The 14,777-nt window shown below is 69.0% G+C and carries 15 protein-coding genes; 1 reads left to right on the forward strand and 14 read right to left on the reverse strand.

What is annotated here, in order from left to right:
- Position 1 precedes the first annotated feature (1 nt).
- The 9 genes from ACYVIO_RS00165 to ACYVIO_RS00205 all read right to left on the reverse strand — a co-directional run bounded on the left by ACYVIO_RS00165 (position 2) and on the right by ACYVIO_RS00205 (position 7,814).
- Complete coding sequence (locus ACYVIO_RS00165) at positions 2-787, reverse strand: DUF3050 domain-containing protein (protein WP_460648580.1); 786 nt, start codon at positions 785-787, stop codon at positions 2-4.
- Between the two features lie 14 nt (positions 788-801).
- A complete protein-coding gene (locus ACYVIO_RS00170) occupies positions 802-1,710 on the reverse strand; it encodes a phytanoyl-CoA dioxygenase family protein (protein ID WP_460648581.1) in 909 nt (302 codons plus the stop codon).
- The gene (hppD, locus tag ACYVIO_RS00175) at positions 1,707-2,780 is read right to left on the reverse strand and encodes a 4-hydroxyphenylpyruvate dioxygenase (RefSeq protein ID WP_460648582.1); all 1,074 of its coding nucleotides are present in this window, start codon (positions 2,778-2,780) and stop codon (positions 1,707-1,709) included. Before hppD ends, ACYVIO_RS00170 begins: the two co-directional genes overlap by 4 nt.
- A 9-nt stretch (positions 2,781-2,789) precedes the next feature.
- The gene (locus ACYVIO_RS00180; protein ID WP_460648583.1) at positions 2,790-4,019 is read right to left on the reverse strand and encodes a beta-ketoacyl-[acyl-carrier-protein] synthase family protein; all 1,230 of its coding nucleotides are present in this window, start codon (positions 4,017-4,019) and stop codon (positions 2,790-2,792) included.
- A 71-nt stretch (positions 4,020-4,090) separates the two neighbouring features.
- The gene (locus tag ACYVIO_RS00185) at positions 4,091-5,716 is read right to left on the reverse strand and encodes a class I adenylate-forming enzyme family protein (RefSeq protein ID WP_460648584.1); all 1,626 of its coding nucleotides are present in this window, start codon (positions 5,714-5,716) and stop codon (positions 4,091-4,093) included.
- Entirely contained in the window at positions 5,713-6,219 is a 507-nt protein-coding gene (locus ACYVIO_RS00190; RefSeq protein WP_460648585.1) for a beta-ketoacyl synthase chain length factor, read from the reverse strand. The genes ACYVIO_RS00185 and ACYVIO_RS00190 overlap by 4 nt, the downstream gene beginning before the upstream one ends.
- Positions 6,216-7,208, reverse strand: coding sequence for a beta-ketoacyl-[acyl-carrier-protein] synthase family protein (locus ACYVIO_RS00195; RefSeq protein ID WP_460648586.1), 993 nt, complete (start codon positions 7,206-7,208; stop codon positions 6,216-6,218). Before ACYVIO_RS00195 ends, ACYVIO_RS00190 begins: the two co-directional genes overlap by 4 nt.
- 103 nt (positions 7,209-7,311) lie before the next feature.
- Entirely contained in the window at positions 7,312-7,560 is a 249-nt protein-coding gene (locus tag ACYVIO_RS00200; RefSeq protein WP_460648587.1) for an acyl carrier protein, read from the reverse strand.
- A complete protein-coding gene (locus ACYVIO_RS00205) occupies positions 7,560-7,814 on the reverse strand; it encodes an acyl carrier protein (RefSeq protein ID WP_344181445.1) in 255 nt (84 codons plus the stop codon). The genes ACYVIO_RS00200 and ACYVIO_RS00205 overlap by 1 nt, the downstream gene beginning before the upstream one ends.
- 224 nt (positions 7,815-8,038) lie before the next feature.
- Here ACYVIO_RS00205 and ACYVIO_RS00210 point away from each other — a divergent pair, with 224 nt between their 5' ends.
- Positions 8,039-8,557 (forward strand): 4'-phosphopantetheinyl transferase family protein, encoded by a 519-nt coding sequence (locus tag ACYVIO_RS00210; RefSeq protein ID WP_460652041.1) that lies wholly within the window; start codon positions 8,039-8,041, stop codon positions 8,555-8,557.
- Here ACYVIO_RS00210 and ACYVIO_RS00215 read toward each other — a convergent pair.
- The 5 genes from ACYVIO_RS00215 to ACYVIO_RS00235 all read right to left on the reverse strand — a co-directional run bounded on the left by ACYVIO_RS00215 (position 8,488) and on the right by ACYVIO_RS00235 (position 14,746).
- Entirely contained in the window at positions 8,488-9,888 is a 1,401-nt protein-coding gene (locus tag ACYVIO_RS00215; protein WP_460648588.1) for a class I adenylate-forming enzyme family protein, read from the reverse strand. The genes ACYVIO_RS00210 and ACYVIO_RS00215 overlap by 70 nt on opposite strands.
- A gap of 237 nt (positions 9,889-10,125) precedes the next feature.
- On the reverse strand, positions 10,126-11,154 hold the full coding sequence (locus ACYVIO_RS00220) for a GNAT family N-acetyltransferase (protein WP_460648589.1): 1,029 nt from the start codon (positions 11,152-11,154) through the stop codon (positions 10,126-10,128).
- A 42-nt stretch (positions 11,155-11,196) separates the two neighbouring features.
- On the reverse strand, positions 11,197-12,087 hold the full coding sequence (gene murQ / locus ACYVIO_RS00225; protein WP_460652042.1) for an N-acetylmuramic acid 6-phosphate etherase: 891 nt from the start codon (positions 12,085-12,087) through the stop codon (positions 11,197-11,199).
- 35 nt (positions 12,088-12,122) lie between these two features.
- Entirely contained in the window at positions 12,123-13,025 is a 903-nt protein-coding gene (locus ACYVIO_RS00230) for a MurR/RpiR family transcriptional regulator (protein WP_460648590.1), read from the reverse strand.
- Between the two features lie 35 nt (positions 13,026-13,060).
- Positions 13,061-14,746, reverse strand: coding sequence for a serine hydrolase domain-containing protein (locus ACYVIO_RS00235; protein WP_460648591.1), 1,686 nt, complete (start codon positions 14,744-14,746; stop codon positions 13,061-13,063).
- Positions 14,747-14,777 lie beyond the last annotated feature (31 nt).

Genomic DNA, 14,777 nt, shown 5'->3' on the forward strand with positions numbered 1-14,777 from the left:
GTCAGGCCTTGATCGCAGCCAGGATCGCGTCCCAGAGGCGGGCGCGCGCGGCCAGGGCGGTGTTGATGGTGTCCGCGCACTGGTCCCACTTGGTGTCGTCGTCACCGCACAGGTCCGCGACCATCTGCATCGCCATCGGGGTGTGGAACTCGCCGTCCACCTCGATGTGCCGTTCCAGGTAGTCGACGAACGTGTTCAGCTTCTTCGACCGCTCGTTCACCGCGACCACCTGGGTGAACATGTCCGGGATCAGGTCCTCGCGACCGAACGCGAACGCCGCCGCCTGGCAGTGCACCGGCGCCTGCTCGATGATCTGCCAGGTCGTCCCGGCGAAGTCGATCGACGCGTCCGGTACGCCGGCCGCCCGCAGCGACTCGACCACCGTGCCGCCGTCGCGGAGCAGGTCGATCAGCTTCTCGATCGCCGCGGTGTCGGCGCCGGCTTCCTTCATTCCGTTGACGTACAGCTCGAAGTGGCTGATGAAGCCGTTGCCGAGCTCGTCGCTCTCCTCGACCATGACGATGTCGTTGATCAGCCGGCGGCTGCCCGTGTGCGCGGTCGGGATCCACGGCACCGTGACGCAGGTCAGCTCGCGCTGCAGCGACTTGAGCAGCGACATGAAGTCCCACACCGCGAAGACGTGGTGCTCCATGAAGGTGACCAGCGACTCGTGCGTGTCGAGGTTCGCGTACAGCGGGTGCTGCACCACCGTGTCGCGGGCCTCGCTGACGGCCTTCTCCAGCCGCTCGATGCCCGGGTGGGTCTGACCCCAGTCGTAACGTGACATGACAGTGCTCCTTGTTAGCGGTCGGCCCAGAGGGTGGGGCAGAAGTCGGGATCGGCGTAGTCCGGCCGCCCGTCCGGCGTACGACGGACGACGGCGTCGTGGTTGTACGCCGCCAGGGATCCGTCGGACAGCGGGAACTCCCGGTAGGAGTTGCCGCCGTCCTGCAGGTGCAGGGAGATCGCGCGGCGCGGGCGGTCGCTGACGTTCGCGCCCGAGCCGTGGTAGGTCCGGCAGTGGTGGAAGTTCAGGTGCCCACGCGGGATGGTGACCGGCACCTTCACCACCTCGACGCCGTTGTGCTCGGCGTTCTCGGTCAGCATCTGGTCCAGCTGCGAACGGTCCCGCTCGGCGAAGTGCCTCACGACTGTGTCGTCGGCGCCGATCTCCTGCCAGCGGTGGCTGCCGTCGACCATCGTGATCGTGCCCATCTCGGGCGGGCAGTCGTGGAAGGGGATGAACGCGGTCAGCATCCGCTCCGAGGACGACGACGACCAGTAGTGCTTGTCGAAGTGCCAGGGCACGATGTTCGACGGCTCGCCGGAGATCGGCGGCTTGTAGATCAGCGTGGACTGGAAGATCCGGATCTCGTCCACCCGTGCCAGCCGGGCCGCGACCGCGCCGATCAGCGGCTTGCGCAGGATCTTCGCCAGGCCGTCGTGCTCGTAGTGCACGTAGTCGTTGTGCCGCTGGACGTCGCCCTTCGACGGGTCCCAGTACGCCAGCTTCGGCGGCGTCGCGGGCAGCGTCCGGTCGCGCTCGCCGGCGTAGTACCGCTCGCTGGCGTTGACCAACTCGTCGGTCTCGTCGTCGGTCAGCAGCTTCTTCGACAGGTACCAGCCGTGCTCGGCGTAGAAGGCGACGTCCTCGTCGGACGGCAGGAGGTCGACTTCTTCCTCGGAGAGCCGGAACTCCAGCGCGGTCATACCTCGACCCCCTGCAGCTCGCGCTCCTTCGCCTCGTACAGCGCCTTGATGTTGCCGCTGCCGAACGTCATCGCGCCGCGCCGCTCGATGATCTCCAGGAAGAGCGTCCGCCGGACGTGCATCGACTCGGTGAAGATCTGCAGCAGCTGGCCCCAGTGGTCGCGGTCGACCAGGATGCCGAGCTTCTCCAGGTCCTCGATCGGCGTCTCCACCTCACCGACCCGCTCGGGCAGTGCCTGGTAGTACGTCGACGGCGAGGCGAGGAAGTTCACCCCGCGCTCCGCGAGCGTGCCGACCGCCTCGACGATGTCGCTGGTCCGCAAGGCGATGTGCTGTACGCCGGCGCCCGCGTGCCAGGTGAGGAAGTCGTTGATCTGCCCCGGCCGGCGGTTCGGGTCGGGCTCGATCAGCGTGAACGTGACGTGCTTCGACGGGCTCTGCACGACCGTCGACTCCATGCCCTGCCCGGCGACCTCGATGTACTCGTCGAAGATCGGCAGGAACCCGAAGACGTTCTCGTAGAAGTCGACGGTCGGCTTCAGCTGCCCGGACGGCACGCAGATGGCCAGGTGGTCGATCTCGCTGAACAGCTTCTCGTCCGGCCCGCTCGACGGCTCGCTGATCTGGAACGCGCCGGGCAGGAACTCCCGCCGCGGCCCGTGCCGCTCGACCAGCCGGTGGATCACGTCGCCGAAGCCCGCGACCTCCGCGACCACGACGGTCGTCTCCTGCTCGTCCGTGTACGTCGTGGGCTCGGCGACCGACTCGGCGCCGCGACCCAGCAGCTCGGTGTAGGCGACGGAGGCGTTGTCGACCTCCAGGCCGACCACCGCGACGCCGTCCCCGTGCCGCTGCACGTACGCGGCCGCCGGGTGCTCCGACGACAGCCCCGAGGTGAGCACGATCTGCACCGCGCTCTCCCGCAGCAGCAGCGACCGCTGATCGGCCAGCCCGGTCTCCGGCCCTCCGTGGCCGTGCACCTGCAGACCGAAGGCGTGCGTCAGGTAGAACGCCGCCTGCTTCGCGTCACCGACGTACAGCTCCACATGGTCGATCCCGTAGATCTCCATCCCATCCCCTCACTGGTTGTTCTCTGTGCGCGGCGTGCTCGACGGTCCGAGCAGCAGGCTCACGTTCTGGCCGCCGAACCCGAACGAGTTCGACAGCGCGTACTGGGGCCGCGTCTCGCGCGGTTCCTTCCGGACGTGGTCCAGCGGGCATGCCGGGTCCGGGTCGTCGAGGTTGTACGTCGGGGGCAGCAGCCCGCGCTGCACGGCGAGTGCGCTCGCGGCGGCTTCGACGACGCCGGAGGTGCCGAGCATGTGTCCGGTCAGTGCCTTGGTGGAGCTGACCGCCGGCTGTGCGTTGCCGAAGGCGAGTCCGATCGCTGTCGACTCGGCGACATCGCCCAGCTTGGTGCTCGTTCCGTGGGCGTTCACGTAGCCGACCTGCTCGGGCGTGACGTTGCCGTTGGCAAATGCTCTCCACATACAGGCCGCCGCTCCCGTCCCGTCCGGGCGCGGGGCTGTCGGGTGGTGGGCGTCGGCGTTGACGCCGTACCCGGCGAGGTCCGCGTACCCTCGCGCTCCGCGAGCCTTGGCGTGCTCGGCGCTCTCCAGGACGAGGAGGCCGGCGCCTTCGGACAGCACGAACCCGTTCCTGCGCAGGTCGAACGGCCGGCTCGCCTGGGTCGGGTCGTCCCAGTTGCGGGCCAGCGCCCGCGCGTTGCCGAAGGTCTCGGCGAACGTCGGGAACAGCGGTGCCTCACTCGCACCGGCCAGTACGACGTCCGCTTCACCTGAGCGGATCAACCGCACCGCGTCGGCGATCGCCTGCGCGCCGGAGGCGCACGCCGTACCGACCGAGCTGGTGTAGCCGCGGAATCCGAACCGGATGGCGACCCGCGCGGCGGGCATGTTGGGCAGGATTCCGGTCAGCAGGTAAGGACTGACAGCAGCCCGCCCCCGCTCGGCCCGCGCCAGGACCTGGTTCTCGAGGGTGGCCATGCCACCCACGCCCCCGATGATCACGCCGATCCGCTCGGGATCCACGTTCTCTCCGACCACCAGCCCCGCGTCCTCGAGCGCGTCCTCGGCAGCGAGCTGCGCGAGAATCACCGTCCGATCCATCACCTTGCCGTCGGGGCCCTTGGTGATCTCCCCGGCGTCAACCTCGCCCAGGAACCCACCCAGCTCGACCGAGTTCTCTACGGGATGCCCTTCCGGCGGACGACTGATCCCGGACCGCCCGTGCAGCAAGGCATCGAAGACTTCCTCAACCCCACGCCCAACAGGAGTAAGCAGCCCCATCCCGCTGATCGTCACCGCCGAGCCGGACACACCACGTCCCGCTCCGCCCACCTCCCAAGTACCGGCGCCGGTCACGGTGTCGCCTCCGCAAGGCGGTCCTGCCGAAGCGCAACCTTCCGCACCTTTCCGGTCACCGTCACCGGTACGTCTTCAACCCCCACCACGCTGACCCGCCGGATCGTCGCGGCAACTTCTTCGCCAACGGCCGCCCGCACCTGCGTCTCCAGCTCTGCCTCAACGCCAGGCTTCAGCTCCAGCAGGACATCGGTCACGTAGCCATCGCCCTCAGGCACCACGATCACCGTGCAGTCGAGCACCTCCGGCAGCGCGGCGAGGATCCGCTCCTCCGACAGCGACGTGTACAGCTGCGGCCCGTCGAACCCGGCCACCGCGTCAGGAACTCGGTCAAGGTGGAAGAAATGCCCACCCGCATCCCTGTATGCCAGGTCCCCCGTCAGGAACCACCCGTTCAACCGGAACCGGTACGTGTTGACCGAGTCGTTCCAGTACCCCGGCGACACCGACGGCGACCTGAAGCCGAGCATCCCCGGCGTACCGTCCGGCAACTCGTTGCCCTCAGCATCCAGTACGGCGGCCGACGCGAACTCGTACGGCTTCCCGATGCACCGCCCGTAGTGCGTGCTGTCCGGCGTGTGCGTGACGTGGAAGCCGTTGTGCCCCATCTCGCTCGACCCGAGCCCGTCGATGAAGTGCGACCCCGGCGCCATCACGCGGCCCTCCCGCGTCACGGTCTCCCGCGACCCGGCCGCGACCAGCTTGCGGATGTGCGGCTCGTGCGCGCAGTCCCCCGTGTTGAACCACATCCGCACCGAGCTCACGGCGTACCGGCTGAGGTCCTCGCGCGCCAGCCCGGCCCACGTCACCGCGAACCCGTAGACACCGCGCGGTTTCCACCGCTCGATCGCCGCCAGCACGACCGGCGCGTCCTGACTGGACAGCAACAGCATCTCGGCGCGGTTCCCGAGCACCTGGTTGACCATCAGAATCGTCGCGGTGTGCGGAATCGGCAGCGCGTTCAGAATCCGATCGGTCCCCTGCGCTTGCGGCATCGTCAACAAGTGCTTGAGCGCCGCGTACAGGGTCGTGTGAGTGTGCAGCACAGCCTTCGGTACGCCGGTGGTTCCGCTGGTGTGCGTGATCACCACCGGGTCGTCACGGTGGTGCTTGTAGTGCACCGGCGCCTTCGCCGGATCCCCGGTCCCGAGGTCTTTCGGCGTCCCGAGAATCGGTGCTCCGTGCAACGAGCCCTGCTGCTCCGACTGACCTTCAAGCAACGCGCGATGCGCGCTGTCGGACAGGATGCCGTTCACCCGGAGGCGACGGATGTACTCCGATGCGATCGCCGGGGCCATCTTGCCGTTCAGCAGGGCGGGGATGGCGCCGACGCGGGTCAGGGCGAGGAAGCTCAGCACGATGTCGGCGGCGTCGGTCGCCCAGATCGCGACCACGTCGCGCCGGCCGATGCCGTGGGCGTGCAACCACGCCGTACGGGCCTGGACGCGGTCGTCCAGCTCGCCGAGCGTGAGCGGGTGCTCGGCCGGGAAGTGGTCGACCGCGGTGTCGAACGTCAGGCCCGGACCGTCGAGGTCGGCGCCGAGTGCGATCACCGTGGCCAGGACGTTGCCGGTACCGACGGACGGGTCCGCGGCCAGTTGGGCCCGGAGGCTTCTCTTCACTGTTCTCCCCCACTCACCAACAGGGCGACTGCGGTGTCGCCGGTGCTTGCTTGTTCGACCAGAACGATGAGCACCTGGTCGGCTTCCCCATCGGCCAGCAGCAGCGCGGCCTCGTCGAGACCGGCGCGGTGCGGGTCGATCGACGGACTGACGCAGACCACCGGGCCGTGCAGGCCGAACCGGCTGGCGACGTACCCGGCCACCGAGTTCGGCACGGACTGGAAGAAGTAGAGCGGACCGATTCGCTTGCCGTTGGCAACCGCTTCACGGACGTGCAGCGTGCTGTCGAGATCACCGGTGCGGCTGACCAGGACGACCCCGGTGCGCTCCAGCGGAGTCGTTTGCTCGAAGCAACGCTCCGCGACGATCGCGACCATCGGGCTGAACGTCGAGCCGACGAACCCCGGCAGCGCGGGTGGGCCTGCCACCGCGTCGTCGCCCGGCTGCGGCCAGTGACTGACGGTGACCACAATGGGTTCCGGGATTCCGAGCGTCGGGATCATGCAGCACGCACCAGCAGAGCCGTGTTGGCGCCACCGAAGGCGGCGTTCAGCGTCAGCCCGTACGCCGAACCGGCCGGACGCGGGGCGTCGGCGATCACGTCGAGCCGGCAATCCGGGTCCGCGGTGGTGAAGCCGGCGTTGACCGGGAGCTTTCCTTCGCGCAGGGCCTGGATGGTGAGGACCAGCTCCAGCAGGCCGGAGGCTTCGAGCGCATGACCGTGCACGGCCTTCGTCGAGCTGATCGGTACGTCGGTCGCGAAGACGCGGTTGATCGCGGCGGCTTCGGAAGCGTCGCTGTAGGTGGTGCCGGTCGCGTTGGCGTTGATGTACCCGACGACGTCGGGCGGGAGGTCGGCTTTCTTCAGGGCGGACTCGATGGCGCGCGCCAGTCCGCGGCCGTCCGGGTCGGGGCGGCACGGGTGGTAGGCGTCGCCCGCGCGACCCCAGCCGGCGATCTCGGCGATCCCTTCGCCGGCCTCCAGCACCACGGCTGCCACGCCGTCGCCCAACAGCAGTCCGCGTCGATCGAGACTGAACGGCCGAACCACTCCGTCATCAGCCAGCGCCCGGCCGGCGTCGAACAACGCGAACTGGTCAGCCTCGACCAGGTAGCCAGCAGCAACCACCACCCGATCGACCGCTCCCCGGCTGATCAGCGTCGCCGCGTCGGCGACCGCCGTACTGGCGGAAACACAAGCACTCGTGTAGATCCGTCCGGCTCGGCTAGCCAGTGCACGCACCTCGGACCGGTTGTGCACCGCAAGGAACAGAGGAGTAGTAGCCCGCTGCCCCGGAGTGAGGCCAGCGCCGGCACAAGCAGTCGCCACAGCCTCCAGCAGCTCTTCTTCCAACGCCCCCGCATCCGCGGCAGTAGCCGCCACCCGCACCCGCCGCTGCCCGGTGTCGAACCGCAACACCTCGTTGAACGCGGCAGCCCCCGTCAACGCCCCCGCCAACTGAGCCTCAGCCCCCCGCCCCAACGCACTCATCACCGAGACCCCGGTCACCGACACCGACCGCCGAGCCCCGCCTGCGGAGGCAGCACCCGCCTGCCGCCCTCCGGGCGGGGCGGGGGTTGGGGTGTGAGGAGAGTCAGACATGGGCGGTCAGCGCTTTCGCGAGGACGGCGACGGCGTCGTCGATGGTGTGGATGCGCTCCAGCTGGTCGTCGGTCAGCTCAATGGTGTAGCGCTGCTCGACCTGGTGGACGAGCCAGGCGAGTTCCATCGAGTCGATGCGCTCGTTGCCCGGCGGGCGTTCACCGAGGCCGGCGAGCCAGTCGACGATCTCCGCTCGCCCGGGCGGGGGCGGAGCAGCTGGAGGCGGGACGATCTGGCTCATCAGACCTGCTGCGCAACCCGGCCGGCCACCTCGGAGGTGAACTCACCGACGGTCATCAACGCCAGCTGCTCGGACTCGTCGTCGGAGAACCGGACGCCGAACTTGTCCTCCACCCGCACCGACAGATCCGCCAGCGCCAGTGACTCCAGGTCGACCCCGGCCGGTCCGAGCGTGGTCGAGTCCTCGATCCCCTCGACGTCGTAGTTCATGTCCACCAGCTGCGCGAGCACGAACTCGCGAACCTCGTCCCTCATCGCGTTACCTTCTCCCTGTGAATGAACCCGCGGGCCCCACACCGGAACCCGTGCACGTCTGGGTGAGCACCAGCACCGACACCCCCCGCGAAACCGCCCACCACCTGCTCCGCGAACTCGCCACGTCCCTTGGCCACGAGGGCCCCCTGACCCACACCCCCACCGGCCGGCCTTTGATCGAAGGCCTCCACATCTCCCTCACCCACACCACCGGCGTCGCGGCCGTGGCCGCCACCCACGCGGGCCCGGTAGGCATCGACGCAGAACTCCGCCGAGACTTCCCCGTCGAGTCCCTCTCCCGCCGCTGGTTCGCCCCCACCGAAACCACCAACTCCCCCGAGGCCTTCCTCCACCTCTGGACAGCCAAAGAAGCAATAGGCAAAGCCCTCGGCAGAGGCCTGAGAGGAAGCGGCCTCTCCCGCCCCATGCCCCCCGCCCTGGCGGGCGGGAGTGGGGGAAAGGAGCCGAGCGCCCCGGAGCCGATCGCCTCCGGCGATGGCGAGAGGACCGGCCGCAAGCTCGCCGCCGAAGGCGACGGCGGATCGGGCGAGCGTGCGCTCCCCCTCCACGCCCATGTCGTTCCGTCCGAGCGCGAGCTTGCGGTCGTCCATCTGCCGCTCGAACTCGTACTGGCTTTGGCTTTTCCTGTGTCCGTACAGGAAGTAGTTCTCCATCACGGGACCGCCTTGCGGAGCACGGTGAGGTCTCGGACGAGCTTTCCGGTGGTCGTGCGAGGGAGCTGAGTCAGCAAACGCAGCGCGCGGGGGCGCTTGTACGGCGCCAGCTGCTGCGCGAGTTCCGCTTCCAGGGAAGGGATTTCTCGGGGCTGGTTCAGCTGCACGTACGCCGTGATGGCGTTGTCGTAGACAACGACCGCCGACTCGACCCCCCGCAGCGTGCCCAGCGTGTACTCGACCTCCGTGAGGTCGACCTTCAGACCGCCGACCGAGACCTGCGAGTCGAGCCGCCCCCGGATGGAGACCAGGCCCGACGCAGAATCGATCACCCCGGCGTCCTTGGTGTGGAGCCAGCCGTCGGACCACCGCGCGGGATCGGACAACCCCAGGTACGGCGACTCCGGCCGCCGGATCTGCAGCTCGCCGTCGACGGCGCGGACCTCGAGGCCCGGCGCGGGGAGGATCTGCGGGCGGTGGGCTCCGAACAGATCGGTGCCGATGACACCGACCTCGGTCATCCCGTACATGTTGCCCAGCGGTACGCCGTACTTCTCCTCGAACGCGGACGACACCGACGACGGCACCAGCTCCCCGCCCGTGGTCATCCGTTTGAACTGCGGCAACGACGGCGGCTGCTCCACCGACGCCAGCAAGCCGATGTGGAACGGCACCCCGAGCACCGTCACCGGCTTCGAGCCAGAGGCGATCGCGTGCAGGATCGCGTCTCCGGTCAACCGCGCCGGCGGCACCAACTCGACGCCCGCGTGCAACCCGTACAGCAATCCACCGACGAGGCCGAGCACGTGCACCATCGACGGCAGCAGGATGATCCGCTCGCCGGGCTCCGGCACCCCGTCGATCTGCGTGTACCGCAAGACCTCCTCGACCAGGTCCTCAGCAGTCCGACCGATCACCTTCGACGGCCCGGTCGACCCCGAGCTCAGCTGTACGACGGCGTGCGAGGTCCCCGCCGGATGTCCCGAGTACGACGCGACGTCCGTGTCGATGTCCACGAACGTCCGCAGCCCGGAGGCGACCGGCCGCTGCGGCGACACGACGACCTGCGGCACCAGCCGCTCTATCGCGCGCCGCACCTCGTAGTCGGTCAGCCGGTGGTCGAGCAGGATCGCCTGCCCACCACTGCGCCAGACCGCCAGCAAATGCGTCACAAATGCCATTGACGGCGGTAAACGCAATGCGGCAGCTCCACCGGCACGTAAACCGGACTGGGCCAATTCCATCTGCCGGTCCCGCACCAACCGCCGCAGCATTCCGCGGTCGATCGGGGCAGGCAACGAAAAGCAGACGTCGCCTGCCGGTCCAGCCAGCAGCACGTCGTCGACCCACTGGGCACCCACGGTGGTTCCGGGCACCACGACAGCACCGTCCATGGTCATGAGGGCTCCGAGTTCGCCTTGAACACAAAGGATTCGAAGCACCAGCACCCCCACCAAGGCCTGGCGATGACGTGACGATACGACACGGAACGGAGCGTGCGCTACGGACCGAAAGTGATGGGCCTACTACCCAAAGCAACAGACAGCAGAGACCTTTGAAAAAGCCTCAGAAACCAAGCGCTGGATCGTAAAACAAACCACAGATATAGCACTTACAGGTTAGGTTTTACGAGTACTTCAGTTTCCCGCAAGGGTCTCGGTGCGCAGAAATTTCTGCCACTCCTCGTGCCGCTCGACGGGCTGGAAGCCGAGCTGGGCGTTGACCGCGTTCATCGCGGTGTTCTCCTCGCCGTTCCAGGTGTGCACGACCATCGGCCCACCGTGCACCTTCTGCAGCTCACGATGGTTACGGGCCTTGAGCCCCAACCCGAGCCGGTGCCCGCGGTGCGCCGGCGAGACCAGCGTTCCCCACTGGGACACCTTGCCGGGATCGTGCTCGCCTCTGACCAGTTCCGTGTGCCCGGCCAGCGTCCCGTCCGGCGCGATCGCGACCGTGGTCCACGAGCTCCGCCCCTGAGCGGTGTTCCGCTCCTCGTACAGCCGGATCCGCGCCGCGTCCCAGTGCTCGGCCTCGACCTCGAGGTCCCCTGTCGGCGCCTCCGTCACGAACGTGGTCTGCAGCGCCGCGAAAGCGTCCACCAGGTCGTCCGGGCAGTGATCCCGCCAGCTGCGCAGCGTGTACGCCTGGTGCCGCTCACCGGCCTTCGCCGCCAGCTCGTCCAGTACGGCGTCCGCAAGCGGCAGCTCGAGCACCCGGTGCACCTCGAAGTTCGCCACCGAGAACCCCAGCGCTGTCGCGAACCGCTGCCCCGGGGTCGCCTCCGTGGCTCCGATCGGCACCTCGACCTCGGAGACCAGCACCGACCGCCCGTGCTCAGCGGCCCGCTCGTCGAGCAGCTGCCCCAGCACCCGGCCGTGTCCTCGCCGCCGGGCGTCCGCCCGGACCGCCACGATCCCACTGATCAGCGACGTGTTGTCGAGCAGCGGAACCTCCAGCTCCAGCCCACCGACGATCTCGCCGTCCTCCCGCAGCGCCCAGATCTCCTTGGCCTTGTACGGGTTCTCCGTCGTCAGGGCGATTCGCAGCTCGTCGCGGGTCCACCCCACCGCGTACTGCCGGTCGTCGTTCAACGCCACGTCGAAGACGTCGTACCAGGCGTCGAACGCGGCTGAGTCGTGCGGGTCCACTCGCTCCGGTGTGCTCACCTACTCACTGTAGGGACGAGCGCGACCGGCCAGCGAACCGTTTTAGGCGGGCGCCCCGAGCTTGCCCAGCGCGACCGCCACACGCCCGTCGGCCTCGGCCAGCGCGCGGCGAGCATCAGCGACCGGGCTCCCGGTCAGCAGGTGCACCAGCGCCGGCTTGAGCTCGCCATCGGCCTCGACCAGCGCGGCAGCGCACGCGTCGGCGTCAGCGCCGGTGGCCTCGGCCAGGATCCGCAGCATCCGGCCGCGCAGCTTGTTGTTGGTGGCAACCATGTCGACCATCAGGTTCGACCAGGTCCGGCCGAGCTTGATCATCAGCGTCGTCGAGAACGCGTTCAGCACCATCTTCTGCGCGGTGCCGGCCTTCAGCCGCGTCGAGCCGGCGATGACCTCGGGCCCGGTGTCAGCAGCGATCAGTACGTCGGCCAGCGGCGCGAGCGGCGCCTGCGGGTTCGACGTGATCAGCGCCGTCGTCGCGCCGACCGACCGGGCATAACGCAGCGCGCCCGCGACGTACGGCGTACTGCCGGAGGCCGCGAGCCCGATCACCACGTCCAGCCCGGTGACCTCGGAGGCGTCGGCCGCGCCGCCCTCCTCGGAGTCCTCGACATTCTCGACCGCACGCAGCAGCGCGGGCATCCCTCCGGCGTGATGGGCGACCACCAGGTCGTCGGGCGCGTGGAACGTCGGCAGCAGCTCAGCAGCGTCCAGCACCGCCAGGCGGCCCGACGTACCGGCCCCGAAGTAGTGAACGCGTCCACCGGCCCTGACGGCCTCCACGGCCGCGTCGACGACCTTGGCGATCTCGGGCACGACAGCACCCACCGCGTCGGCGACCCGGGCGTCCTCGGCGTTCATCATCCGCAGGATCTCGGCGGTACCCACCGCATCGATCGCGAGCGTCCGGGGGTTGCGCGCTTCCGTGGGTGTCATCACACCCTCGATGTTAGTTTTCTACTGAAGATATTTCAATTCTGTTGATCGTTGACGGAACTCTTCACGCGGTGCCCACGGACCGCGGTCGCGGTCTCCTCGAGCGCCTTGCGGGCGTCCGGCAGCACCGACTGGGCCACGCCGATGAACAGGCAGTCGATCACCATCAGCTGCGCGATCCGGCTCGACATCGCGCCCGACCGGTACGTCGTCTCGCGCGCGGCCGTGGTCAGCACCAGATCGGCCGTCTGCGCCAGCGGCGAGCGCGGGAAGTTGGTCACCGCGACGGTGGTGGCGCCGTGCCGCTTGGCCTCCTCCAGCGCCTCGATCACCTCGACCGTGGTGCCGGTGTGCGAGATGCCGATCGCGACGTCCTCGTCGCCCAGCAGGGCCGCGCTGGTCAGCATCACGTGCACGTCCGACCAGGCGAACGCGACGCGACGGATCCGGTGCAGCTTCTGCTGCAGGTCGAGCGCGACGAACGCACTCGCGGCCGCGCCGTACAGGTCGACCCGCGGTGCCTTGGCGACCGCGGCGACGACCTTGCTCAGCGCGGCCACGTCGAGCTGCTGGGCGGTCTCGCGGACCGCCCGCTCGTCGGCGAACGCGACCTTGCCGACGACGTCGTCGAGCGAGTCACCCGGTTCGATGTCGCCGCCGACCTCGGGCCGGACCATCTCCTGCGCCGACTGGGCCGCCAGCTGCAGGCGGAGCTGCGGGTAGCCGGGTACGCCGATCTGCTTGCAGAACCGGATGACCGTGGTCTCCGAGGTGGAGGCCACCTCGGCCAGTTCGGAGATCGTCATCGCCGCGACGCCGCCCGGGTCCGCGAGGACCGCGTTCGCCACCCGCTGCTCGGCCGGGGCCAGCGCGGGCATCACCGCGCGGACCCGGACCAGCAGCGGCCCCGTGGGTTCTGGAGAGGTCGAGGTATTCATGACGCCACGGTACGGCGAATGACCACCGGTTGGGGTCACCGACGCGAAAGTCTCCAACCTGTTGCGGTGAAAGCCTCCGGGCTGCGCTCGCCGTCGAACAGCACCTTGCGGCCGTCGGTGAGCTTCACACCGTCCACGTAGACGCCACGGCCCTGGTACAGCGGGTCGGACGTGTAGCGCCAGCGCAGGGTCTGATCGCCGCCGGAGAGGTCTGCCGACACCTGGTGCCAGTGCCGGTCACCGGACCCGCTGGTCGAGCCGTCGGTGTCGATCACCGTGCCCCGGTCGCGGATGGTGAACGGGACCTTGGTCCACGTCGTCCCGTCCGTCGAGCTCTCCAGGTACAGCAGGTCGGTGTCCTCGGTGTCGACGAACAGGTCGAAGGCCAGCTTCGCCCCAGCAGCCGGTACGGCGACCGGCAGCGCGAGTGTGGTCGTCGCCGCGTCCGTCGTACCGGAGAACCAGGCGTCCTTGCCGTGGCGCGGTCCGACGCCGAGCGACAGCGCCAGGCCCTGGGCGACCGCGCGCCGGGCCGGGTTGTTGCTGCCCCAGTTCCGGCTCGGGTGCACCCGGTTGCTCAGCAGGATCGCGAACGACCGGGAGTCGAAGTCGATCACGAGCGACGTCCCGGTGTACCCGGTGTGGCCGGCCGCGCGGGGACCGGACAGACCGCCCATGTACCAGCGCTGGTTCAGCTCGAAGCCGAGGCCGTGGTCGTTGCCCGGGAAGCCCTGGTTGAAGTTGGTGATCATCGCGGTGACGGAGCTTTCCTTCAGGATCCGGGCGTGCCGGTAGCTGCCGCCGTTCAGGAAGGCCTGCGCCAGTACGGCGAGGTCGTCCGCGGTGCTGAAGACGCCGGCGTGACCGGCGACGCCGCCGAGCGACCAGGCGTTCTCGTCGTGGACCGAGCCCCAGACCATGCCGCGGGCCGGTGACACCTGGAACTCCGTCGCGGCGATCCGCTGCTTCTTCTTCGGGTCCGGGTTGTAGCCGGTGTCCTTCATCTGGAGCGGCTTGGTGATGCCGTCGGCGACCAGCTTGTCCAGCGTCTTGCCGGTCACCCGGTGCGCCAGCTCGCCGAGGGAGATCAGGTTCAGGTCGCTGTACAGGTAGGTGCTGCCCGGTGGGTTGACCAGCTTGGCGGTCAGCGCCATGTTCATCCGCGACGCCGGGTCCGGTTGCGCGCTCCACAGCGGCAGGAACGCGGGCAGCCCGGTGGTGTGCGTGAGCGCCTGCCGGACCGTGATCGCCGCCTTGCCGTTCTCGGCGAACTCCGGCACGTACGTCGCGATCGGCTCGTCCAGCGAGACCTTGTTCTTCTCCACCAGCTGCAGCACGACGATCGACGTGAACAGCTTCGAGACCGAGGCCATGTCGAAGATCGTGTCGTCGCGCATCGGGATCTGCTGGTCGGCCGGCAGCTCGGTGCCGCTGCCGTCGGAGTACTTCAGCGCGAGCCCGGTCGCCTTGCGGGTGACGATCTTGCCGTCGTGACCGAGCAGCGTGACGGCGCCGGCGTACAGGGGCTTGACCGTGCCGCTCGGCTGCGTCCAGCCCGCGACCTGGGCCAGCGCGGCGTCGATCGGCGCCGGGTCGAGACCGGCCTTGGCGGGAGTCGAGTCGCGCAGCAGCGTTCCCTTCGGCGCGTAGCCGGAGAACGGCTCGTCGAAACGTCCAGATTTGTTGCCCCCAGCAACTGCAGGGGCGGCCATGGTGAGCATCAGGGACGACACTACCGCTACGCCGAGTACT

It is taken from the genome of Kribbella endophytica (genome assembly GCF_054781295.1).

Coding starts and splice junctions, on each gene's coding strand:
- ACYVIO_RS00200 (WP_460648587.1), bottom strand. CDS start 7,560: ATGAGCCAGATCGTCCCGCCTCCAGCTGCTCCGCCCCCGCCCGGGCGA.
- ACYVIO_RS00195 (WP_460648586.1), bottom strand. CDS start 7,208: ATGAGTGCGTTGGGGCGGGGGGCTGAGGCTCAGTTGGCGGGGGCGTTG.
- ACYVIO_RS00180 (WP_460648583.1), bottom strand. CDS start 4,019: ATGGGGCTGCTTACTCCTGTTGGGCGTGGGGTTGAGGAAGTCTTCGAT.
- ACYVIO_RS00165 (WP_460648580.1), bottom strand. CDS start 787: ATGTCACGTTACGACTGGGGTCAGACCCACCCGGGCATCGAGCGGCTG.
- ACYVIO_RS00205 (WP_344181445.1), bottom strand. CDS start 7,814: ATGAGGGACGAGGTTCGCGAGTTCGTGCTCGCGCAGCTGGTGGACATG.
- ACYVIO_RS00215 (WP_460648588.1), bottom strand. CDS start 9,888: ATGACCATGGACGGTGCTGTCGTGGTGCCCGGAACCACCGTGGGTGCC.
- murQ (WP_460652042.1), bottom strand. CDS start 12,087: ATGACACCCACGGAAGCGCGCAACCCCCGGACGCTCGCGATCGATGCG.
- ACYVIO_RS00170 (WP_460648581.1), bottom strand. CDS start 1,710: ATGACCGCGCTGGAGTTCCGGCTCTCCGAGGAAGAAGTCGACCTCCTG.
- ACYVIO_RS00235 (WP_460648591.1), bottom strand. CDS start 14,746: ATGCTCACCATGGCCGCCCCTGCAGTTGCTGGGGGCAACAAATCTGGA.
- hppD (WP_460648582.1), bottom strand. CDS start 2,780: ATGGAGATCTACGGGATCGACCATGTGGAGCTGTACGTCGGTGACGCG.
- ACYVIO_RS00230 (WP_460648590.1), bottom strand. CDS start 13,025: ATGAATACCTCGACCTCTCCAGAACCCACGGGGCCGCTGCTGGTCCGG.
- ACYVIO_RS00190 (WP_460648585.1), bottom strand. CDS start 6,219: ATGATCCCGACGCTCGGAATCCCGGAACCCATTGTGGTCACCGTCAGT.